The organism is Bacillus sp. DB-2 (assembly GCF_003315125.1).
Classification (GTDB): domain Bacteria; phylum Bacillota; class Bacilli; order Bacillales; family Bacillaceae_G; genus Bacillus_A; species Bacillus_A mycoides.
This window is the reverse complement of sequence record NZ_QNRN01000004.1, coordinates 56935-79464: the sequence shown is the minus strand read 5'-3', so window position 1 is coordinate 79464 and position 22530 is coordinate 56935. Positions and strand designations below refer to the sequence as shown.

The window sequence follows — 22530 nt, the reverse complement described above, 5'->3', positions numbered from 1 at the left end:
TCGTAGTTTTTTCAGTGAATTCCTCTAAAACGATAAGAAAACAATCTAAGTTGCTATTTGTTTCTGATCGTTTATGTATTTAAATATAAAATACGGTGAGTGAAATTTTTCGAATCTTCAAATGAAAAGAACCTACTTTTTGGTAGGTTCTTAAGTTTACGCTATGTGGTTATATTTCGCTAAAAAAGGAACTCGTTTTGCTACTAGTGCATACATTTTGAAAATAAAACTTGCTAACGGTTCAAATATACGTGCGCTTTGCATCACTAATCCACTTGTAATAAATGTTAAGAACGCAGCACCAAGTATATCTAGAGGATAATGAACGCCTACGTACATGCGTGATACACCGACTAATATTGCCCATATTAACGCGATATATTTAAGTTTTTCTCCTCTTAGAATAAATACGAAAGCAATCGAAAATACGAGTACAGAATGATCACTTACAAATGATGAATCTGCTGCATGCGGTACTAATTGATTTACATGATGTGTTATAAAAGGACGCGGATGGTAATATACCGCATGTATAAGAACATTTACTAATAATGCAATACTAACTGAAAGTGTCGTATATAACACTGTATATTGTTTTCTAATTGCATTCTCTTTCTTTCCATTATTGAACCATAGGATAAGCATGAATAGAATAGCTACATATGGAACACTATTTGTAATAGCGATCATTAGCGTATCTAATAGCTTGGATGATCCAGCAAAGTTATTAATCCATTGAAATACTGTGTAATTCATATTACTCTCCCCTTATTATTACTCATTGTACTTTAAATAAAGATACAAGTGTTCTTGATTTACACAGTATACAACATCAATATGAAAATGGGCTTAAACTTTTCTCATCTAATTCTCATTTTATTACTATTCATATGACAATCGTGTAACTATTTACAAGAGCTAAGTATGTATAAAGCTTGTAAAACATTTTAAATAGTATGATAAACACTTTATGCATGAATATAATACTTAACATGTTCATTTAAATATAATTTCTCTGAAATCATATTTTCATTCCATACGAAGGGCAATATTACCGAATTGTTCTCCTTGCTGCATTCGATTTAAAGCTTGAATTGCTTCTTCTAATGGATATACTTTATCAATGATTGGTTTAATATTATGTTCCTCTATAAAATGAATCATCGCATTAAACTCTTCACTGCTCCCCATTGATGTTCCCATAATATCGATTTGATTATAAAATAATGCTCGTAACGGTAATTCGATTTTATCTCCTGAACTTGCACCAAAGTTAACGATTCTTCCATTTGGTTTTAATATATCAAAATATTTTAAGAAAGTCGCCGGACCTATACTATCTATAATTAAATCCACTTTTTCTCCATGTAGGCACTCGTCCCAATTACCAGAACTATTAAAAGAAAAGTCTGCTCCATATTTTTCAGCAGCCTTTCTTTTGTCCTCTATCCTTGAAGTAACACTCACCTTTGCTCCAATTGCTTTAGCAAATAACATAGCATAAGTAGCTACACCACCGCCGATTCCCGGAATTAGGACATGTTCTTCAGGTTTTAATCTACCTTTTGTAAAAAGCGCTCTATATGCAGTTAATGCCGATAAAGATAAAACGCCAGATTCTTCCCACGTAAGATATGATGGCTTTTCCACTACATTTTCTGCTGGTACAATAACATATTCAGCAAACGTTCCATCGGCTGGTCCACCTAGTACTTCAGGTAACTCTGGTATTTCATGAGTATTATTCCATCCAATACTAGGATTTATAATAACCTCTGTATGTAGTGCGATATTTGAAACATCTTCTCCTAATTCCGTAACAATACCTGCACCATCTGATCCTAGAATTAAAGGTAATTCCATATCTTTTCTATTATTCATTATAAATAAATCACGATGATTTAAACCTGCTGCTTTTAATTTAACTTTAACTTCCCCGGCCTTAGGAGCTATCTCCGGTGATAATTTATATTCTAAACCTTTCAATCCTTTTTTATGTTGATGTACAATAGCTTTCATTAATTATTCCCCCTTAATCCTTTCAATGTACTTTAAATATCAAAATAAATAAAATAATTTGATTACTAAGCATTAAAAAAGGAGGAAATACGAAATGTATTCCTCCTTTTAAAGAGTATTTTCAAAAAGAATTTTATACCTTTAACTATTAATGTGTAGCATAAGGAAATGTAATCGTAACAACTGTTCCTTCGTTTTCTTTACTCTCTAATTGAATAGCTCCGTTATATTTTTCTACAAGCCTTTTTGCAATTGATAAACCTAGCCCATTTCCACCTTGTTTTCGGCTTCTCGCTTTATCAACTCTATAAAAACGGTTAAGAACAAATGGTAAATCTGCTTCAGGTATTCCTGCCCCATGATCTATTATTCGGATTTTAATTTTGCCTGACCGCATACTTGATTCAATGCAAATATACTTATTAGCTTCTTTTGTATATTTCACTGCATTATCCATTACAATAATAATTATTTGTTCTAAGTAAGATGATGGTATTGAAACATACGCTTCATCTGCATCCAATTTCATATCAAATTGAAAGTCAGTTTGCAGTATTGCAAAGTTTTGTGTAACTTGTTTTAATACGCTATTAACATGGACTCGTTCGACTGCTATTGGATGCATTTGTTCTGCTTCAGCTCTTGATAGTTCTAGCAGTTCTGAAACTAATTTATTTAATCGATCTACTTCTTTTAGACTGGATTGAAGAGATTTATCCAATACTGCTGAATCATTTTTCCCCCATCGATTCAGCATTGATAAGTGCCCTTGAATAATTGTTAATGGTGTTCTTAATTCATGAGATGCGTCTTCTACAAACTGTTTTTGCTGTGTAAAAGAAGTTTCTACTTCATCCATCATTTCATTAAAAAGAATCGATAATTTTGCGAGTTCATCATTATTTTCTCGTACTGGAACTCTTTCATTTAGTCCGTTTTTCTTAATACGCTTCATCGTATCCGTTATGTTTTGGACACTTGATAAAAGCTTTTTCGTTATAAGTATTCCGCCTAAAAAACTAAACACTAATCCACATATCCCTGCAAAGACCATTACCACTAAGATAATTTTTAATAAATGATCAAATGTCTCTAAGTTTTTCGTAAGTTCAATAGTTCCCGTGAATTTTTTTGTTTGAATTGGTATGCGCTCAACTAATATTCGATCTTCTATATGTCTTTTTATTAAGGATTCATCTTGGGTAACCTGTTTTGGTTTTATCCAAGCTTCATTAAAATCTCGAGAAACAGTAACAATGGGCTTTCCATCATTTCCGATAATACGAATCATTTGATGTTTATCAATCATATTATTTAGAAATTCTTTACTATTTTCAAATGTTTTGCTCGAGAGCGTTTCGTTTTTATCTTGAAAATATGCCGCTATTTCTGTCAATTGTCTGTTTATTTGTTTCTGTTCATAATCTATAGTCCACTTATTAATTACAATGAATTGTAACGTGCTATACAAAATAAACAAAATGAATACTAGTGTAGTGGACCAAAGTGTTAATTTCCACTTTATAGGTAAATTTCGAATTCGGTGCACAATGTTTTTTATCATTTCATTATATATCCAGCACCGCGGACTGTTTGGATATACTCCTCCTTATCCACACTATGTAACTTATTACGTAAATAACGAACATATACATCGACTATATTCGTCTCAACCATTGCATCATAACCCCATACTTGGTCCAGTAAAATATCACGGGTAAGAACTCGATTAATATTTTTCATAAACATAAGCAGTAGCTCGAATTCTTTATTTGTAAGTTCAATTTCTTCATTTCCTTTAGTTATAGTTCGAGATTCAATCTGAAGCTGTAGATCTTTAAACGAAAGAAATGATGCGTGCTTTTGCTCTGTATTTTCTTCTCTCCTAAAAATCACTCTCATACGTGCTAAAAGTTCTTCAATTGCAAACGGTTTTGGAAGATAATCATCAGCTCCACTATCTAACCCTGTCACACGGTCCATAATACTATCACGAGCAGTCAACATAATAATAGGTGTACTTTTAGTTGCTCTTAGTCGACGACATACTTCCAGTCCGTTTAATCCTGGTAACATTAAATCAAGTAATATGAGATCGTAATTCTTTTCAAGTGCTGCTTCTAATCCCTTTCTTCCATCAAGTTGTATATCTACTATATATCCTTCATACTTTAATTCTAATTCTAAAAAATCTGCTAAGCTTTCCTCATCCTCAATAATTAGTATATGTTGCAACGATACTTCCTCCTATACGATTAAATGAATAAGTAATCCTATTCCGAATATGACTGCAATAATTTGATGTGCTTTTCGATACATCTTCAATTTTGTTTTCTGATTAGATTTCTGTAAAACAAATCCCGCAACCCCTAATGTTATTAAGGTTAAAAGAGAAAATATACCACTGTATATTAGTATTATATGACGACTTCCTTTTATTAAAAAGTAAACACCGTGAGTAGTCGCAACAGCTATTACAGCGTATCCAATTAATACGTGAAAATGTTTTATAAAAAGATATAGCTCTTTAATTATTTTAAATCCGTGAATATGTTTCTTCTTTAAAAATAACCATATATGACGTAAGAACCATAATGATGCAGCTATAATTACCCCGTATTCACCTAAAGAACCTAATTTCTTATTTAGCCATTGTACATTTAATACATTCCCGTACAAAACATTAATAAATAGCAATTCTACACTACAAACAATAATAGTAATACCAATTATTTTAACATATATATGGAAATATTTATTTCTAAGTATTTTCTCCATTTTATATAATCTCCTTTTGACTCAAAAGCTCTATAATCAGCAGTGTATCAAGTAAAAGAGAGAATAACATGAGAGAAAGATTAAAATAAAATGAGAATCTGAAAACTACTTATATTTTATTTATATCCTTTTTGGCCAATTCTAATATGTTGCAAATAAACGGTGCTTTTGCATTTGTATATGAAACACGATCAAAAGGATATGCAGCAGCAAGCATCTCTTTTAATACTCTATATTCTTCACGTGCCCACTCATGATTTATTAGAAAGTCTCGAAATAAAAGGTTGTTCCTCCATTCCTCGCTATTATAAATATAAACATGTAAATGGTGGGTACCAGCTCTCCATTTACCTTTTCTAAAAAAACGCCAATTAGGTGTTTTTTTAGGAACATATTCATAGCCAATTTCTTCTAGGGCTTCCCTCCAATTTCCGGTAATTTGTAAATTTGTTACGCCGATCATCATATCAATAAGAGGTTTAGCCCCTAACCCTTCTACGGCTGTGCTTCCGATATGTTCAATGGCAATAATTTCTTCATGGAGTAACGGCACAATTTTATTTTTTTCATTTAAAAACTCTGTATGCCAATATTGTTGGTACGGTTTAATTATGATTTTTCCATCCATTTGCTTTCCTCCTTATAACTATATATTATTATATTTATAAAATTTAATTTTATAAATATAGGGATTTCACAAAATATGTCGAATACTGTAATGGACAACTTAATTATATTAAATTTGAGGTGAATTATGAAAGATATTCCAGTTAAAATTCAGTTAGATACTATAACATTCCAACTAAAAAAACATCATAATTTTGATTGGCTTACAAAACTAGGTACAGTATTTGCGGTTTTTGACCAACAAGATTCCGGTAATATAAGTTTTGGTGTTGAAAAGAATGGGAAAAAGCACTTTATAAAATATGCAGGGGCACAAACACTCGCATATAATGCTTCTACAAATGAAGCTATACAAAGATTAAAAAGCTCAGTTACTATATACAATGAATTAAAACACGTTTCTCTTATAAGTTTAATTGATCACTATCCTGTACAACATGGATATGTTTTAATTTTCGATTGGTTTGACGGTGAATGTCTTCACCCGCACTGGAGTTTCCCACCCCCAGCAAAATACAATGATCCTAACTCACCATTTTATAAATATAAGAAATTATCCGTTAAAAATAGGCTAATTTCATTAAATTCTATTTTTAATTTCCATACTTACGTTGAACACAAAAACTATGTAGCTATTGATTTTTATGACGGTAGTATTTTGTACAACTTTAAAACTAATGAAACAAAAATTTGTGATATTGATTTATACAGTAACAAACCGTATGTAAATAAGATGGGACGAATGTGGGGGTCATCTCGTTTTATGTCACCTGAAGAGTTTCAACTTAACTCTATAATAGACGGACAAACAAACGTATTTAATATGGGGGCTATAGCTTTTGCACTACTAGGTGGCGGGCAAGATCGTTCCTTTATGAAATGGGAAGCTAGTGAAGGCTTATATGAAGTAGCATACCGTGCTGTAAATGAAAATCGTAGTGAGCGCTATGCGTCAATGGAAGAGTTTAATAATGCATGGTTAAAAGCCTATAACACTGAAAATCTATAAAAACTACATACATTATAAAAGTACATGTAAAACTTGCACTTTTATAATGTATAATACATATGGGATTGAAATTCAGGATAACGGGGCATGTATTATGAACTTTGTTTACATTAATCAAAATGTTTTAAATAATCTTCTTTATATTTTAAGCAGTATATTTGTTTTTTATTTTATTTATGATAGTGGGTACTTCGGGAAGAAATATAAGAAACTACTTATCATTCTTTGTACGAGTATCCCACTAATTTTATGTATGCGGTATCCCATCTATATGGATGAAAATTATATTCATGATTTAAGACAAATCCCCTTTTTAATTGGTACACTTTATGGTGGATTTCCAGTCGGTATTGCATTACTCATGATTTTATTAATAATACGTTTTATGTTTTATGGTTTTAGCCTGTTAACAATCATTGTTTATGGAACGATGTTAATCATTACAGCATTCGCATCATCAAAATTTAATACATACAATAGGAAAATAAAAGTAACTTCATCTATGTTTTTAACTTTTTTCCTTGCAATATTTACAACAGTAATTGTTTTAACTCTATCAGATTTTGAAGTGAATAATTTGTACATTATTTATTTCATTCTATTACCAACTATTTTAATATTATTTATGGTCTATTTTAATGAGGTTTTAAAAGATGCAATATTTATGCGATCAAAATTAATAAAAGTTGAAAAAATGGAGATTGTCAGCCAACTCGCTGCAAGTATTTCACATGAAGTAAGGAATCCATTGACTGTTGTAAAAGGATTTACACAACTTTTAAAAACACCCAATATAACTCAACAATCCAAAGATGAGTATATTGAACATATTCTTGAAGAGTTAAATCGTGCACAAGCAATTATTGATGATTACTTAACTTTTGCCAAACCAGCTTCAGAAAAACTAGATCATATTTCAGTGGAGCACGAGTTAAATCGAGTTATTAATATGATGTTGCCTTTTTGTAACATGAATAATATTAATATTACAAAAGAGTTCTCAGAGGGAACAATTATTGGTAATACACAGCACTTCCATCAATGTTTTTTAAATTTAATAAAAAACAGTATAGAAGCAATGCCATGTGGCGGTAATCTAATTATTTCTGCAACTGTCAGCAATAATAAGGTCATAATAAGGATTCAAGATAGTGGAGTTGGAATGTCGCAAGAGCAAATTAATCGATTTGGCGAACCGTATTTTAGTACAAAAACGAAAGGTACTGGTTTAGGTACGATGGTTGCTGTTAAAATTATTGAAACGATGCGAGGCAATTTAAAAATCCGAAGTATCGTTAATAAAGGAACTACTTTAACTATTACATTCCCAAAATATAATAATGAGAGCACGTTGCATAATAAATAAAAAAGGAGCATAATGGCTCCTTTTTTATTTCGATACAAAAAGTATCTGCTATGTTTTTTTAATTTACATTTAGAAGAGACTAATTAGAAATTAGTACCCTTAGCTCCAACAACTACATCCAACAATAATTAATAAAATAAATAACACAACTAATAAAGCGAAACCTCCACCAAAACCACAAGAACCGCCGAAACTCATATTTTCTCCTCCTTTTGGTTTGAAAACTAATAGGTAGTTGATCATTTTAACTGGTTCGTATTATACAGTATGTATATCTCCCTTTTTTGAGCATGTCTTCATAAAAATTAGTAAAAGCACTCTATTGAGAGTGCTTTAAAATGGGTACCAGAAGCTTTGGAATACATTCAGCTTTAAGTAAACTGCAATAATCAAAATGATAATACCAACAAAAAGTGTGATGTAATCCTCCTTTTGTGCGTCTTTTGCATAGTACCACGTTCGTTTATCCTTTTTTCCAAAACCTCTTAAATCCATTGCATTTGAAACAGTATCAATCCTTTCTAATGAATGAATAATAAGTGGCCAAAAAATTAAAACACGGTTTTTCATACGAATCCACAAGCTCGCTTCTCCTTTTTCAAAAGGTACGCCTCTTGCTTCCTGCGCGTGTCTAATGATTATATATTCAGATTGAATGCTTGGTATATAACGCAGTGCAATATTTATTGCATATGTAATTTTATAAGGAACAGCAAATTTATTTAAGCTGCTCACAAATTCACTTGGATGAGTTGTATAAATAAAAAGAAGTGTAAATGGTAATAACGTAAAATATTTCAATGAAAGTGTAGCTGCATAAAATAAAGTTTCATATGTAATTGTTGCATAACCTATATAAAAAAAAGAGGTATACGATCCCGTTAATTCCGATCCATGGGTGGGCGTAATGAAAAGAATCATAACGGAATTTAATAAACTAAATGTAAATATAACGCTGAAAATAACTATAATTTTACGCAATTGAATTTTTGCAATTAAGAGGCTGATACATCCAACAATAAATAAAATTAGCAATATACGAAAATCAAAAAATAAAAAAGTAAGTGTCATACAAAATATAAATAAAGATAATTTAATTGCACCATCCATACGATAAAAATACGTATTATGCATATTCCTCCCTCCTATTAGCCTCAATATAAAGTTTCACAAATGTTTCTGGAGTTGGAATTTCGCTTAATTTAGCTAGTTTTATTAATGAAATCTCCCGTAGATTAGCTCTTTGTAACGTTCCTTGATCCCCTAAAACAGCAGATACAGTATTGTCCGCAATAATTTTCCCTTCATGCAGAACTACCGCTCGATCTGCATATTCTAAAGCAAGATTCATATCGTGTGTGATAATAATAAAGGATATGCCCCTTTTAGCCAGTTTTCTAATAAACGACATAAACTGTTTGTAATGGTAATAATCTTGTCCAGCTGTTGGCTCATCTAATACAATAAGTTTTGGGTTTGTTATAAGTACAGATGCAATAGTAAGCCTCTTTTTTTGTCCATAGCTTAATGCCTGAATTGGCCAGTTACGAAATGGATATAATCCACAAATTTTTAAAGATTTTTCGACTCTTGTCTCAATCTCATCTTTAGAAACCTTTTTTAATTTTAATGAATATGAAACCTCTTCTAAAACAGTAGGCTGTGTAATCATTTGATTTGGGTTTTGCATAACGTAAGAAATAACTTCCCCGCGTTTACGAATAGACCAACAATTTATATTTTCTCCATCGAATGTTATTCTCCCATTCTCTGTTTTATTTATTCCTATAAGAGTATGAGCTAATGTCGATTTTCCTGCTCCATTATGACCCAATAACGCTACTATTTCTCCCTCTCCTATTGAAAGGTTGATATCTTCTAAGGCTGTATGTTTGTTATTGTACGTAAATGATAAATTTTCTATCTTGCATAAAGCTTTTTTAATATATTTGTTTTTTGATGAAACTTGCTTATGCATCCAGTTCTTTAATAGGCTATGAACGCCTGCATTACGAAGATTTTCAATTGGAAATACCCTCACATTATTACTATCAAAATTTAATTTCTTTAGCGCCTCTATATAAATAGGTTCTCTTAGTCCGATATTTGGTAATATATCAGAATTTAAAATACTATCCGGTGAACCAACGGCAATAACTTCTCCCTCATCAATTAAAATAATTTTATCTAAATCAAGGTTTAATATTTCTTCTATTCGATGTTCAATAATTACAATTGTTTTATTATATTTCTCATGTATATTTTTAATGAGTTCTATTGTATTCAAACTACATGCAGGATCCAAATTAGCTAACGGTTCATCAAATAATAATATATCTGCATTTGTCGTTAGCAGACCTGCAAGAGAGACTGTCTGTTTTTGACCTCCTGATAATTCATGTGGACTTTGTGTATGAAAGTCCTGCATGCTTACCTTTTTTAAAGAATCCGTAACAATCTTTCTCATTTCTATTTGATTTACACAATCGTTTTCTAATGCAAATGCTACATCCTCTTCGACAGTAAGGCCTATAAATTGTGCATCTTGATCTTGTAATATTGTCCCTACGTGTTTACTCTGTTCAAAAACACTACCTTTTCTCGGATCCTTTCCAGCTATTAAAATGTTACCGGTACTTATCCCTTCGTAAGAAAATGGGATTAGCCCATTTATACAATGAGCTAATGTTGACTTACCTGAACCACTTCGTCCGGCGATAAGTACCTTTTCCCCAGGATATATTTGAAATGTAATATCTTTTAAAGTAGGCTGCGTGGTATGCCTATATTGAAAGGTAAATTGTTCAAAAGAAATAATTGGTTGCATGTATTCATCCCTACTTTTCAATTTTTAAATGTGTATGTTTCTTATTTGATTTCGCTAGACCGATCGTGATTGGTAAGCCAAGAACTAAAAATACGATAACGTCTGCAATTGTTGCGCCTAGTACTTGTATAACTATTTTGTCAAACGGTTCTCCCATCACAATAATATCGAATGCTCCAGCAAATATAATAGCTATGACAATACCGATTAACCCTGCAATTGCAAAATAAGAAATATCACGGTTATTATACGTTCCATGTTTTACACTAAAACCAACTCTTTTTTGTATGAGTCCCATTGCTAAACCAATAATACCTGAACTAATAACCCATCCCCACCAAATACCCCATCCAGCGATCGTATCTGTAACGGTATGACCGATGAATCCTATTAAAAGTCCTGCTACTGGGCCAAATAAAGCTCCAAAAACTGTTAAAATAGCCAATGCGGGTTTAATAAATGTATTCGGTGCGATAGAAAATCCCCAAAGCCCTAATACCCCGTATAAAGCTGCTCCAATTCCAATAGCTACTACTAGCTTTGTCGTTAATTTGTTCATTACAATTCCCCTCTCGTATTATTCAACTTTTAATACTCTATATTTATTTTGAAAATGAATTATGCATCGACACTTCCTTTCTATACAACAAAAAATGACCTCTTAAATAAGAGGTCATTTTCTTTCACGTACAAGAATCCCCTTATCTTTCAAAAGACACATCGTGTCCTCTGCGGAATTAGCACCTTCCTATGTAATTACATAGGGGTTGCTGAGGCTTCAAAGGGCCGTTCCCTCTACCTCTCTGGATAAGTATGTATTTGTAATCTGTATTATGGCACTAACAATAAATAATTTCAATACTTTTCTTACTATTTTTATTTTTCGATAAATAGTTCAATTAAATCATTGTATTCTTATCGGAATTATGAAATAATAAATTCAAAATTGTTACAGGAGGAATGCATGATGAAAGTAATTGGCTTAATTGGCGGACTAAGTTGGGAATCAACATCGTTATATTATAAACATATTAATACACTAACTCTCTCTCAATATGATCAAAATGCGAAGCTTGTTTTATATAGTATGGACTTTGGTGAAGTAACTACATTATTACAAAATCATCAATATGAAGAAGTGAAAAATGAATTAGTCGCAGTAGCAAAAAAGGTAGAAAACTCAGGAGCTGAATGTTTACTAATGTGTTCTAATACTGTACATCTATTTGCTGAGGAAGTAGAACAAGCAATATCAATCCCACTTCTTCATATCGGTGATGTAAGTGCTAAAGAAATGGTAGAACAGAATATAAAACGGATCGGATTATTAGGAACGAAACAAACGATGGAACAAGATTTTTATACATCACGACTAGCAAAATATAACATTGAGACAATTATCCCAAATGACGAAGAAAGAACTTTTATCCATCACGTCATATTAAATGAATTAAGTAGAGGAATTATTTCAGAAACATCAAAAGAAAAACTAATACAAATTACCAATTCATTAATTCAAAATGGTGCGGAAGGAATATTACTAGGCTGTACTGAAATACCATTGCTTATTTCCCAAAATGACCTTACTGTTCCTGTTTTTGATACTGCTTATTTACATGCAAATACTGCTGTACAATTTGCTGGATAATAATATAAAAGCATACAGGTAGAGCCTCTATGCTTTTATATTGTCCGAACTATTTATTTAAAAGAGCATCAATAACTGCAATGGCTCTTTTGGAACCACCACACCCTAAAAAACTTTCATTCAGTTTTCGAATGCCATGTTTATACTTTTCATTTGAAAGAACGTCTGTTACCGCCTTTTTTAAAGTTTGCACATTAACATGCTCTTTCAATAATCTATGTGCTGCCTCAAGCTCAGTTAATCTTTGCGCTATCATAGGTTGATCTTTATCATGCGGTATTATCACAAATGGGACATTATAATGGATTGCATCGTGCACACTATTCATTCCACCATGTGTAATAAAAACATCTGCTTCACTTAATATTTCTGATTGAGGTACGTAAGGGGTTATAATAAAGTTGTCTGGCGCTTGCTTAATTTTTGAAATATCATTTCTATCACCAATCGCCATTACTACAATCCCTTCGAAATTTGAAAAAGCATCAATACAAGTATTAAAAAATGGTTCGAGCCCTTCGAGAAGTGTTCCCATTGAAATATAAATAACTTTCTTTTTTGAAAGCAATTCAAGTGGAAACTTTACATTTGTTTTGCGCTTTATAATACTCGGTCCAATAAAAACATTGTTTTCTCCGAACGAATCGCTATTAGGTTGAAAATAACGACTTGTATACACGAGACTAATATCTCCCTTATTATGCATAAATTGAAGATTATTTTTGGGCTTTACTCCAAATTCATGTTCCATTTGATGCAGTAACTTTTCAGAGAGTTCATCGGGTTGGAATTGTATTTCTGCATTTGGATGAAAAGGCAAGGTTTCCAATAATACTGGTGGAATTAAAAATATAGGAGAGGAAACTATGCCTGGAACTTGTAAATATTCCTTTACTAACTCTCCAGCACCAAATATATCATAAACTACGAAATCAAAATTAATGCTTTTACATAATCGTTTCGTAATTTCTAATATGTATAAAGAAGTTTGAACATGTACATGAAAGAAAGATTTTAATCCATATGAAGTTTCATTATCAATAGAAATCTCCTTTAATAAATCCGGATGAGTATGTACAATGGCTCCCAAAACTTCAAGCCTTTCCTTAAAGCTTTCCGTTGTAATATAGTGTACGTTATCACCTCTTTCAGTAAAGGCCTTTACTAAACTTAATGTAGGATTTACATGTCCCTCTGCAGGGAAATTAACTATTAAAATGTTCATCACTTATTTCTCACTCCTTACAATTCAATGTTCTTATTAATCGTACTGTTATTATTACAAGCAATCTCCCCTTAATAGTCCCAATATACTTACTACTTTAGGTTGATAAATAATTATCAGACATTGAAAAAGGCATCTACATAAAATGTAGATGCCTAACTGTGATAAGGAGTGTTCTGTGAGGTTAGGATAAGCTTTTCTGCTTGTCCTATGCTATCAATATATGATTTATTTTGTAAAACGTGCATATCTAATAGAATTATTTTAACCATTTTATTTGATCAAATGGATAATATACCATTTTTACTTTACCTATTACATGTGACTCATTGATCAGTCCAAGTGTATTCCTACTATCCATACTATGATTACGATTATCACCTAGTACAAATAATTTATGCGAGGGAACTTTCATTTCTCTAAAGTTTGAAAAACGATTTGATACTTGTGACATATCTAACTGTATATACAACTCATCTCGCTTTTTACCGTTAATATATAACACATCGTTTCTTAATTGTACGTTATCCCCTGGTAATCCAATAATTCGCTTCACGTAGTATGTAGGCGAGTCTTCTTTTTTTATTATTACAACATCACCATGATGAAAAGAAGAAAAATAGATGCTAGCCTTATTAACTAGTATGCGATTATTCTCATTCAAAGTAGGTTGCATCGAAATTCCTTCTACCATACAAAATAAAAATAACTTATTAATAAAAATAATTCCTATTATAATTAAAATATAGCTACATATTTTTCTCCAATCTTTTAGAATCAATTGCTTCATATATACCTCATTTCTAAACTATTCGTATGTAAAAAACGTCTCTAGTTCATATAATTGCTAGAGACGTTTCGTATATTTTAATTCTCTTTAGAGTCATCTATTTTTGGTGCTTCGCCAGTTAATCGCTTATTTTTTAAATCAAAATAAGCATCTAAAACTTCTTTTCCAATATCAGAGTTAATACCTGATTTATCATTTATAACCCAGGGCACAACAACAGAAAATGCTACTTCTGGATCGTCATATGGCGCATATCCTGCTAACGTTAAATTATAACATTCTCTTCGCTCGCCTTTTTCATTTCTTCCAATATCACTTTCTCCACCGTATACTGTCTGTGCTGTCCCTGTTTTTCCCGCTGGTTTATACGGTGCTTTTTGGAATGCCCTTACTCCAGTTCCATCACCTTCTTGGAATACTCTCCTAAATCCTTCCTTTACTTGATTTATATAATCCTCTTTCATATCTATTTTATTTAAAACGATTGGTTCTACTGAATGCACCACTTTACCAATCTCATCTTTTTGCGCGGTTTGCTCTCTAACCTCTTGAACAATTTGTGGCTTCATTCGATATCCACCGTTTGCGATTGTTGAAATATACTGTACAAGCTGAAGCGGTGTATACGTGTCATACTGGCCAATTGAGTAGTCTAATAAGAAACCTGGCTGGTTATCTTTTTTACCAATTTGTCCAGCTGTTTCATTCGGTAAATCGATACCTGTTGGAACACCTAATCCAAATTGCCTGAAATAATACCTCATTTTATCAAAGTATTCCTGTTTAATATTTAATGAGCTATTTTTCACATAATCCACACCTGCAATTTTTAATGCTGTATTAAACATATAAACGTTTGAAGAAACTTGTAACGCTCTTAAATCGTCTATATTTCCAAACTCTTTCCAAGACTTCTTCTCCTTAGTTCCTTTAAACTTCATAGGCGCATCATAAAAATAAGTACCTGGTGTTATAGCTTTCGTTTCAAAACCAGTCAATATTGTCGCACCTTTAACAGTTGATCCAAGCTCATATGAACTTGTCATCGTACCTAAAGCATAATCTTCAACTTCTGTTTTCCCATCTTTTTCTACTAATTTTTTCCCTGCCATTGATAATACTTGACCATTTTTCGGATTTATCATTACAACGAAAGCACGGTCCAACATCGATTCTGAACCTTTATAGGCCTTTAATATTTTTTCTATGCTCTCTTCTACTTTTTTCTGTAATTCCATATCTATTGTTAAAGTTAAATTCTTGCCGCTTTTTCCTTCAGAAACTGTTTCAGTTCTAATTGTATTACCTTGTTTATCAGCAATACTTCTTACTTCTTTTTTCGTACCATGAAGCACATCTTCGTATTGCTGTTCGATGTAACTTTTCCCAACACGATCATTCCGGCTATACTCACGCACTAAATAATAATCTAATCGTTCACGTGGTAATCCTTCATCAGCATTCGAAACATTTCCAAGAACTGAACGGAATAAGCCATCATTTACATAGAGCCTTTCCCAATCAACTGATGCGTCTACACCTGGGAGATTTGCTAAATTTTCACTAATCACAGTATATTCCTTTTCACTAACATCTTTTTTAATAATTTGAGGTGCCATTTGATAACCTGAAGTCATTTTACTTTTAATAGCTAACACTTCTATATCTATGGCTGTTAATTCTTGAAGATTTTTATCTGTGATGCGCTTTCTTTTTAACTCTTCTATTTTTTTGTCTAGATCTTTCCCATTAATATCCTTTTCCCTAAACGTATCTATTTCTTTTTTAGATACTAAGTTTTGAGTAAGTTTTGGATTTAATTGCATCCAAAAATCTTTCTTATCAGTCTCTGTTAACTTATCAATATCTTCTTGCGGCATTTCAATTATTGCTGCAAGTTGTCTTGCGGTTTTTAACATTTCTTCCGCTTTTACACCTTTCACCTTTGTATATGTAATCGTACGTAAAGACTTATTGTCAACAACTGGATTACCTTCACGGTCATAAATTTTGCCACGTGGTACTGTAAGATTAACAGTTGCATTCTCTCTTTTTTCTACTTCGTTTTTATATGTTTCTCCATCGAAAATTTGTACTTTGCCTAACTGGATTATAATTCCAGAAAATAATAAAAACACACAAAAGAATAAAATATTTAATCGTATAGGTAGTGCTCTACCACTCTTTTTCTCTTTCTTTTTCACCTTGTCATAATCTCCTCCTTACAACATTTCTAATAATTTTAAGCTTTCTATATTAAAAATAATGTACAATTTCCATACATTACTTTGTACGCATATTAATATAACGTTTAAAACTTAATAGAAATTAAAACAAACATAAAGAAAAGGTAAAGTTTACTAAATTAAATATAAAAATACCCAATAACAAAAGCTTAGCTTTGTTATTGGGTATTAAGTATTTTAGGAGTTAATATTAGAACGTATTGAAATACATCTATCATCACAATTTGATAGAGATTGTTTACTCTGAATTTTCGGCAAGTAAATAGTTACAGTTGTCCCGACGCCAACCTCACTCATTATACTTATTGTTCCTTGATGACCTTCAATTATTTTATAACTTAACATCAATCCAATACCGGTACCTTTTTCTTTCGTACTATAGAAAGGTTCACCTAATCTTTTAATTCTTTCTTCAGGTATTCCTATTCCTTCATCTATTACACTAATAATGACACCTTTTTTATGTATTTCTTTTATATGGATTGAAATTTTCCCGCCATCTAGCATTGCTTCGATTGAATTTTGCAAAATATTAATAAATACTTGTTTCAATTGATTTTCTGAGCATTCAATGATTATCTCTTTGGAATCTGTAAATAGTTCAACTTGAATATTTGTCATGATTGCTTTTGTATTAATTAACGATACGACATTTTTAAAAATTTGATAAATATTTTTCTTTTCTGTATTTATTTCATCAGTTTTAGCAATCGACAAAAACTCTTGGAGGATTGCTTCTATTCTTTCTATTTCGGAAAGCATAAGGTCAAAATATTTTTCTTGATCTTCTCTATTAATTTGGAATAACTGTATAAATCCTTTAATTACAGTTAATGGGTTTCTCACTTCATGAGCTACACCGGCTGCTAATTGACCAATTGCCGCAAGTGTATCTGATTTATTTAGCAATTCTTCTGCCTTTTTCCGCTCTGTAATATCGCGGACAATGATCATAATTTTATCTTGTAATAATGGTAAACATCTAGCTTCAAAGAAATCAATACTTCCATTAATTGTTAGAGGATATTCTACAATTACATTCTTTCCTTCTTCTTTCAATTGGCGAATTGCTTCTTGAAATTGCTGTGCTACTGGAGACGGTAATATTTCGTAAAACTTTTTCCCCATAAAAGCTTCTGCGGGTACGTAAAATTTTGTAGGGGACCCTGCTTTATAATCTATAATTGTCCCGTCATCTTCTGTTAAAAAACATAAATCTGGTAAAGCTTTAAAAATTAATTCTAATTCAGAGGTTTGTTGTTTCAATTGCTCTTCTATCGCTTTTAAATGTGTAATATCTACACCAACAGCCCAGTAACTAAATCCTGTTACAGGAAACTGCTCTGATATATTGGACCACATTATCGTTTTAATTTCACCATTTTTACATGTTAAACGCATTTCCCAATCTCTAAAATTTTTTCCATGAGTCAAAAATTTATTTTGTATTTGATAGCGATAATTATGGTCAGGATACAGTAATCGAAGTGCGTTTGGATTCCCAATTATTTCTTCAGCAGTATAACCTGTTACAATCTCGCATTCTCGATTCCACAAAACAAAATCTCCATTATAGTCAAGCGCATCAACCATAACAGGCATGTTTTGTAAGATTGTATGCAGTTCTTCCTCTTTTCGAGAAAGTAACGATGTATTTTTACTTTGAACTACTTTTTTCACCCCATCTATAATGAGGTTAGAAAGCATTTCAAAATATTTCTGGCAATTTAAGATTTCACTTCTTTTGGACCATACAACAAAAGATCCTAAATATTGATTGTATAAGAAAAGGGGGATTTCAATTTTTGGAAGTTTACATACTTTCATTTCATTAATTCCAAATGAAAATATACATTCGTTTTCAGCATCAAGAAGTTGATGTGATATGTTGGTTAATTTATAAAATTGTTCTGCCATGGTTTCTATTGTACTCACATCAATAAGTTCCATTAGCCGCGCATTCATTCCTTTTTCACCTCGATATGTAAAATTTATACAAATTCAAAATTCATACTTCTTCATTATACGAAGAAAGTGCCCCTAGGTATATAGCTGTAGAATAATTATTCAAACAAATTCTATTTTTCAATTAAAAACAGAAAATAATATGGGATTGTTACGCGCTGCTAGTGGCAGTATAAAAATACAATAACTGTAAAATTCACAAAAGTTTCACAACTTTCATGAAAAATATAAACATTTATTCCAATATATTCTATATAATGAGTTGTAATAAGGCTTCTATGAATCTCATAGAATACCTTACCCCTAATAAAAAGAAAAAAAGAATCTATTTGGATTCTTTTTTTCTTTTTTTATTACATTACATATTTATATAAAGCATGTGCGACACCATGTTCTTCATTTGTTAACGTTTCGTATTGACACATCGCTTTTATTTCTTCAACTGCATTTCCCATTGCAATTGATATATTTGCTTTCTCCATCATAGAAACATCGTTTAAGCCATCGCCTATTGCTACAGTGTTTTCAACCGGAATATTAAGATGTTCTGCTAAAGTATATAATCCATTTCCTTTTTGAGCATCTCGATGATTAATCTCTAAATTATGCCAGTAGGAAGATGTAATAGCTAAATCCGTATTATGCAGAAACGTTTCTTTTAATTTTTTTAATTTCTCTATGTCATAAGAAAACGGTAAAAGTTTATGCACATGTATATCCATTTCTACAATTGGTTTACAACTTTCTGTACTATGAAATGCTGTATGCTCAAGGTATAATGCAGCAATCGTTTCTAACTCTTTCAAATCGAAATTCTCTTTTGCATTCCTCACATACTCGATTTCATTACGTACACTCTCTACTCCATAATCCGGTACATACACACCTTTATTAGTATAAAGCTGATAATACAAGCCATTCTCTTCAAGATATTCTACAATCTCAAGTGCCTGCATATTTTGAATTGGGTATCTCTTCATCATTTTTTTATCTTTATATATAAGTGCACCATTCTCCGCGATAATCGGACACTCCAAATCAACTTCTAACAATAGTCGTTCAATATCCACAATAGAACGTCCAGTACAAATTGCTACAACATGGCCAGCTTCTTGACATTTCCGAATTGCTTCTGCATTCTCTTTACTAATCATTTTATTCCCTGAAAGAAGAGTTCCATCTAGATCAATTGCGATTAATTTCATTATTTCTTCACCACTTTCTATAAATACACGAGATCTATTTAACAAAAAGGTATCGTTTTCATATTGAGCTCGTTAAGTACTTCTTATTTATAATTTATGAAAAGCGTTTCAGGTCAAGAAATAATTAAAAATAAAATCAAAAGCTTTTCTCTTTAAAGAAAAGCTTTTGATTTTAAACTATGAACTATAACTAATATATTTTGTCTCACACATGTATACGTTTTTTTCTTCTGTTGGTATATATACTTTAAACTTTTCTAAACGTTTTCCGTATATATGAATAGTGATTACGCTTTCATTTCCGGATATCTCTAGAATATGACAATCAGCTGGTGGCATTACTTTATCTGTTTCGCCTTCTCCCAAATAAAGATTTCCTGTATGTGTTAAATAAGAAAGTGAATTTCCAAGCTGCTTCGTTTGAACAAAGTTCTGCACCATTATCCTCCCTGAAAAAACGCCTTCTACTCCCCATGTGCCATCATGATCATGTAATGGTGTAGATTGTCCATCTTTCCATACGAGAGCTAATACTTCAAAACGTTTTAACGGATCTTCATACAGTAAGTGTCGTGCATATTGAGCCGAATTCACCTTCTGTTTATCTAACGGAAGCCATGTTTTCTTTTCTAAAAGTTCTTCTAGTAATGTTTCAATTTCACACACGATTTGTTCTTCCAATAAATCACCATCTATTAAATCAGTTACAGCTTTAATAAATATTTGAAACGTTTTACTCCCATCGCACGTTAACATAAGCATCCTCCTCCACTCTTCTTTCACACACTTCCATACTAAATAGACCACTAAAAATTTACAATTGAGAAATAAAAAAACAAGGTACAGTAATTTTGTACCTTGCTGAACGTTTTACCTAGTTTTCAAAAGAATAGGTAAGTATTTTAATGTTTGTTCATTTTCTAATATACATTTTTCTAAATTGAACGATGGAGATAACTCTATTTTTTCAAAGGCATTTATAAAGGTAGTTAATGCAATCTCAGCTTCTAAACGTGCAAGTGGCGCCCCTAAGCAAAAATGAGGACCTTTACCAAAGGTTAAATGCTTTTCATTTCCTATTCTGTGTAAATTAAATTTAGAAGCTTGTAAGAACTTTTTTTCATCTAAATTTGCTGCACTAACCCACGCAACAATCATTTGATCCTTTTTCATAAAAGGTCCAAATATATTTGTGTCCGCAGTAATCCTCCTAGCTAATGTAATGGGAAAACGATAGCGTAAAACTTCCTCAATCGCTTTTGAAATTAACGTAGGTTCTTTTCTTAACTCTTTATATATTCCAGGTGAATCTACTAAAAAGCAATAAAAGCTGTTAATAATTAAATTTGTAGTTGTTTCATTACCTGCCGCTAATAAACCTAAAGAAAAAGTAACTATTTCTTCATCGGTTAATCTTTCGCCTTCATATTCAGCTCGTATTAAATCTGAAATAATATCGTCGGTTAAATGATATCTTTTCTCTTGGACAATTGGAAGAAGGTATGTTTTAAATTCATTTAACGCAATTCCTTTTTCTACATCCAAATCGTTAAATTTTTCTTTACTATACGGCATAAATAAAATATCAGACCATTCTTTAATTTTTTTACGATCCGTTGTTGGTACTCCTAATAAATCGGATATGACGGTAACAGGTAAAGCTACAGCAAACTCTTCAACGATATTAACCTCACTATATTTTCTGATATGTTGTACAAGTTCATTTGCGATAGCCTGTATTCGAGGTTTCCATTGTTCTAAACTTCTTGGAGTAAATGCTCTAGAAACAATAGAACGTACATTGCGATGTTCTGGTGGATCAGTAGAATTTATATTTATTCTAGTTTCTAAAGGTGGGATTGCGAATTGTCTTCGTTCCCTTCTACTGGAAAATAAGCGATAATCCGATAAAACTCGATTTACATCATCGTATAAAAAAACATTCCATACATCCTGCTCCTCATCATAATGAACCGGATGGTTATCCCTCATAAATTCATACCACTCATACGGATTCCACAATTCTTCTTTTGTTTTCAGCTTTGAAATTTCATGAACTAAAATCACATTTTCAGGCGAAGCCATAGTTCTTTCCTCCCTTTTCTTTTACAATAAAAGTGATAGGTCGGTAGTTCAAAGTTGTATAATCTAACATATGTTATTTTAACATATGTTAAAGGAGATTTTTCATTGGAGAACTTGAGAAATATATAAGGGGGATTTTTATGTACGTTGACATTTTATTACTAGCAGAATTAACGACTGGACCAAAACATGGATATGAAATAAAGAAAAATGTTCAAAATCGGTTAGGTGAGAATTTCGAATTAAATCATAATACACTGTATCCCGCTCTTCGGCGCTTCGAAAATATGGGCGCTATAACGAAAAAAATACATAAACAAGTCGGAAAGCCAAACCGAAATATGTACGACATAACTGAAACAGGAGAAGAAATTTTTTCTGAAATGTTAAGAGAGTTTCCCGAAAAGATTGCGACAAATAACGCTGAGTTCCTTGTGCGTATCGCACTATTTGAAAAACTTGATTACGAAGCTAGAAAAGAAATTTTAACAATACGCCAAGACGTACTACATAAACAACTTACTGCTATTCAATCTTTACATGTTAGCTCATCTTTTATTACAGAAGTCATTGAATTTAGTAAATCACGTATTGAACATGAATTGCTCTGGATTGCATCACTTATGAAGAAAATATGAAAAAATAAAAAGAAAAGTTAAAAACAATGAATGAAAATGAGATTTATTATCAATACTATAATTAATAAAAGGGCAACCACGATTTGGCTACCCTTCAAAAAT

21 protein-coding genes and 1 riboswitch are annotated in these 22530 nt (G+C 31.7%); of the genes, 4 read left to right on the top strand and 17 right to left on the bottom strand.

Translation table 11 applies throughout. The annotated features are described in order from the left end of the window. Nucleotides 1-156: 156 nt before the first annotated feature. From DET63_RS08200 to DET63_RS08175, 6 genes are all read right to left on the bottom strand, one after another. On the bottom strand, nucleotides 157-756 hold the full coding sequence (locus DET63_RS08200; protein ID WP_002085252.1) for an undecaprenyl-diphosphatase: 600 nt from the start codon (nucleotides 754-756) through the stop codon (nucleotides 157-159). A gap of 273 nt (nucleotides 757-1029) precedes the next feature. Further along, nucleotides 1030-2019, bottom strand: coding sequence for a zinc-binding dehydrogenase (locus DET63_RS08195; RefSeq protein ID WP_113936373.1), 990 nt, complete (start codon nucleotides 2017-2019; stop codon nucleotides 1030-1032). A gap of 148 nt (nucleotides 2020-2167) precedes the next feature. Then, on the bottom strand, nucleotides 2168-3583 hold the full coding sequence (locus DET63_RS08190; protein ID WP_113936372.1) for a HAMP domain-containing histidine kinase: 1416 nt from the start codon (nucleotides 3581-3583) through the stop codon (nucleotides 2168-2170). Further along, the gene (locus tag DET63_RS08185; protein ID WP_002032425.1) at nucleotides 3580-4254 is read right to left on the bottom strand and encodes a response regulator transcription factor; all 675 of its coding nucleotides are present in this window, start codon (nucleotides 4252-4254) and stop codon (nucleotides 3580-3582) included. Before DET63_RS08185 ends, DET63_RS08190 begins: the two co-directional genes overlap by 4 nt. Nucleotides 4255-4266: 12 nt before the next feature. Continuing rightward, nucleotides 4267-4797, bottom strand: a complete 531-nt coding sequence (locus DET63_RS08180; protein WP_002085249.1) for a hypothetical protein — start codon at nucleotides 4795-4797, stop codon at nucleotides 4267-4269. A 109-nt stretch (nucleotides 4798-4906) separates the two neighbouring features. Next, the gene (locus DET63_RS08175; RefSeq protein WP_113936371.1) at nucleotides 4907-5425 is read right to left on the bottom strand and encodes a GrpB family protein; all 519 of its coding nucleotides are present in this window, start codon (nucleotides 5423-5425) and stop codon (nucleotides 4907-4909) included. Between the two features lie 126 nt (nucleotides 5426-5551). Between DET63_RS08175 and DET63_RS08170 the strand changes: the two genes are divergently transcribed. Continuing rightward, nucleotides 5552-6433: a protein kinase family protein gene (locus DET63_RS08170; RefSeq protein WP_113936370.1), complete on the top strand. Its 882-nt coding sequence runs from the start codon at nucleotides 5552-5554 to the stop codon at nucleotides 6431-6433. Between the two features lie 46 nt (nucleotides 6434-6479). Continuing rightward, nucleotides 6480-7799, top strand: coding sequence for a sensor histidine kinase (locus tag DET63_RS08165; protein WP_113936369.1), 1320 nt, complete (start codon nucleotides 6480-6482; stop codon nucleotides 7797-7799). A gap of 99 nt (nucleotides 7800-7898) precedes the next feature. Here DET63_RS08165 and DET63_RS08160 read toward each other — a convergent pair whose 3' ends face one another. From DET63_RS08160 to DET63_RS08145, 4 genes are all read right to left on the bottom strand, one after another. Continuing rightward, on the bottom strand, nucleotides 7899-7997 hold the full coding sequence (locus tag DET63_RS08160; RefSeq protein WP_000007808.1) for a YjcZ family sporulation protein: 99 nt from the start codon (nucleotides 7995-7997) through the stop codon (nucleotides 7899-7901). 135 nt (nucleotides 7998-8132) lie between these two features. Continuing rightward, on the bottom strand, nucleotides 8133-8933 hold the full coding sequence (locus tag DET63_RS08155) for an energy-coupling factor transporter transmembrane component T family protein (protein ID WP_113936368.1): 801 nt from the start codon (nucleotides 8931-8933) through the stop codon (nucleotides 8133-8135). Next, nucleotides 8926-10626: an ABC transporter ATP-binding protein gene (locus DET63_RS08150; RefSeq protein WP_113936367.1), complete on the bottom strand. Its 1701-nt coding sequence runs from the start codon at nucleotides 10624-10626 to the stop codon at nucleotides 8926-8928. Before DET63_RS08150 ends, DET63_RS08155 begins: the two co-directional genes overlap by 8 nt. A 10-nt stretch (nucleotides 10627-10636) precedes the next feature. Next, the gene (locus DET63_RS08145; protein ID WP_113936366.1) at nucleotides 10637-11185 is read right to left on the bottom strand and encodes an ECF-type riboflavin transporter substrate-binding protein; all 549 of its coding nucleotides are present in this window, start codon (nucleotides 11183-11185) and stop codon (nucleotides 10637-10639) included. 139 nt (nucleotides 11186-11324) lie between these two features. Then, nucleotides 11325-11440, bottom strand: a riboswitch (SAM riboswitch). 150 nt (nucleotides 11441-11590) lie between these two features. Here DET63_RS08145 and DET63_RS08140 point away from each other — a divergent pair. Beyond that, nucleotides 11591-12274, top strand: coding sequence for an aspartate/glutamate racemase family protein (locus DET63_RS08140; RefSeq protein WP_113936365.1), 684 nt, complete (start codon nucleotides 11591-11593; stop codon nucleotides 12272-12274). Nucleotides 12275-12323: 49 nt separating this feature from the next. Here the strand turns inward: DET63_RS08140 and DET63_RS08135 are convergent, their stop codons facing one another. The 7 genes from DET63_RS08135 to DET63_RS08105 form a co-directional block, all read right to left on the bottom strand. Continuing rightward, entirely contained in the window at nucleotides 12324-13502 is a 1179-nt protein-coding gene (locus DET63_RS08135; RefSeq protein ID WP_113936364.1) for a macrolide family glycosyltransferase, read from the bottom strand. Between the two features lie 256 nt (nucleotides 13503-13758). After that, a complete protein-coding gene (lepB, locus tag DET63_RS08130; RefSeq protein ID WP_113936363.1) occupies nucleotides 13759-14289 on the bottom strand; it encodes a signal peptidase I in 531 nt (176 codons plus the stop codon). Nucleotides 14290-14366: 77 nt separating this feature from the next. Continuing rightward, a complete protein-coding gene (locus tag DET63_RS08125; RefSeq protein WP_113936362.1) occupies nucleotides 14367-16493 on the bottom strand; it encodes a peptidoglycan D,D-transpeptidase FtsI family protein in 2127 nt (708 codons plus the stop codon). Between the two features lie 219 nt (nucleotides 16494-16712). After that, nucleotides 16713-18500, bottom strand: a complete 1788-nt coding sequence (locus DET63_RS08120) for a PAS domain-containing sensor histidine kinase (protein ID WP_113936361.1) — start codon at nucleotides 18498-18500, stop codon at nucleotides 16713-16715. Nucleotides 18501-18853: 353 nt separating this feature from the next. Then, entirely contained in the window at nucleotides 18854-19705 is an 852-nt protein-coding gene (locus DET63_RS08115; RefSeq protein ID WP_002085231.1) for a Cof-type HAD-IIB family hydrolase, read from the bottom strand. Nucleotides 19706-19882: 177 nt separating this feature from the next. Next, nucleotides 19883-20461 (bottom strand): cysteine dioxygenase family protein, encoded by a 579-nt coding sequence (locus tag DET63_RS08110; RefSeq protein ID WP_113936360.1) that lies wholly within the window; start codon nucleotides 20459-20461, stop codon nucleotides 19883-19885. 114 nt (nucleotides 20462-20575) lie between these two features. Continuing rightward, nucleotides 20576-21790 carry a cytochrome P450 gene (locus DET63_RS08105; RefSeq protein ID WP_113936359.1) on the bottom strand — a complete coding sequence of 405 codons (1215 nt, stop codon included), beginning with the start codon at nucleotides 21788-21790 and terminating at the stop codon, nucleotides 20576-20578. A gap of 140 nt (nucleotides 21791-21930) precedes the next feature. Between DET63_RS08105 and DET63_RS08100 the strand changes: the two genes are divergently transcribed. Continuing rightward, the gene (locus tag DET63_RS08100; RefSeq protein ID WP_088033681.1) at nucleotides 21931-22428 is read left to right on the top strand and encodes a PadR family transcriptional regulator; all 498 of its coding nucleotides are present in this window, start codon (nucleotides 21931-21933) and stop codon (nucleotides 22426-22428) included. The last annotated feature ends 102 nt before the right edge of the window (nucleotides 22429-22530 follow it).

Excerpts from the sequence above, each read along its gene's own strand:
- DET63_RS08200 (WP_002085252.1), bottom strand. The coding sequence starts at position 756 with ATGAATTACACAGTATTTCAATGGATTAATAACTTTGCTGGATCATCC.
- DET63_RS08195 (WP_113936373.1), bottom strand. The coding sequence starts at position 2,019 with ATGAAAGCTATTGTACATCAACATAAAAAAGGATTGAAAGGTTTAGAA.
- DET63_RS08190 (WP_113936372.1), bottom strand. The coding sequence starts at position 3,583 with ATGATAAAAAACATTGTGCACCGAATTCGAAATTTACCTATAAAGTGG.
- DET63_RS08180 (WP_002085249.1), bottom strand. The coding sequence starts at position 4,797 with ATGGAGAAAATACTTAGAAATAAATATTTCCATATATATGTTAAAATA.
- DET63_RS08175 (WP_113936371.1), bottom strand. The coding sequence starts at position 5,425 with ATGGATGGAAAAATCATAATTAAACCGTACCAACAATATTGGCATACA.
- DET63_RS08170 (WP_113936370.1), top strand. The coding sequence starts at position 5,552 with ATGAAAGATATTCCAGTTAAAATTCAGTTAGATACTATAACATTCCAA.
- DET63_RS08165 (WP_113936369.1), top strand. The coding sequence starts at position 6,480 with ATGTATAATACATATGGGATTGAAATTCAGGATAACGGGGCATGTATT.
- DET63_RS08160 (WP_000007808.1), bottom strand. The coding sequence starts at position 7,997 with ATGAGTTTCGGCGGTTCTTGTGGTTTTGGTGGAGGTTTCGCTTTATTA.
- DET63_RS08155 (WP_113936368.1), bottom strand. The coding sequence starts at position 8,933 with ATGCATAATACGTATTTTTATCGTATGGATGGTGCAATTAAATTATCT.
- DET63_RS08150 (WP_113936367.1), bottom strand. The coding sequence starts at position 10,626 with ATGCAACCAATTATTTCTTTTGAACAATTTACCTTTCAATATAGGCAT.
- DET63_RS08145 (WP_113936366.1), bottom strand. The coding sequence starts at position 11,185 with ATGAACAAATTAACGACAAAGCTAGTAGTAGCTATTGGAATTGGAGCA.
- DET63_RS08140 (WP_113936365.1), top strand. The coding sequence starts at position 11,591 with ATGATGAAAGTAATTGGCTTAATTGGCGGACTAAGTTGGGAATCAACA.
- lepB (WP_113936363.1), bottom strand. The coding sequence starts at position 14,289 with ATGAAGCAATTGATTCTAAAAGATTGGAGAAAAATATGTAGCTATATT.
- DET63_RS08120 (WP_113936361.1), bottom strand. The coding sequence starts at position 18,500 with ATGAATGCGCGGCTAATGGAACTTATTGATGTGAGTACAATAGAAACC.
- DET63_RS08115 (WP_002085231.1), bottom strand. The coding sequence starts at position 19,705 with ATGAAATTAATCGCAATTGATCTAGATGGAACTCTTCTTTCAGGGAAT.
- DET63_RS08110 (WP_113936360.1), bottom strand. The coding sequence starts at position 20,461 with ATGTTAACGTGCGATGGGAGTAAAACGTTTCAAATATTTATTAAAGCT.
- DET63_RS08105 (WP_113936359.1), bottom strand. The coding sequence starts at position 21,790 with ATGGCTTCGCCTGAAAATGTGATTTTAGTTCATGAAATTTCAAAGCTG.
- DET63_RS08100 (WP_088033681.1), top strand. The coding sequence starts at position 21,931 with ATGTACGTTGACATTTTATTACTAGCAGAATTAACGACTGGACCAAAA.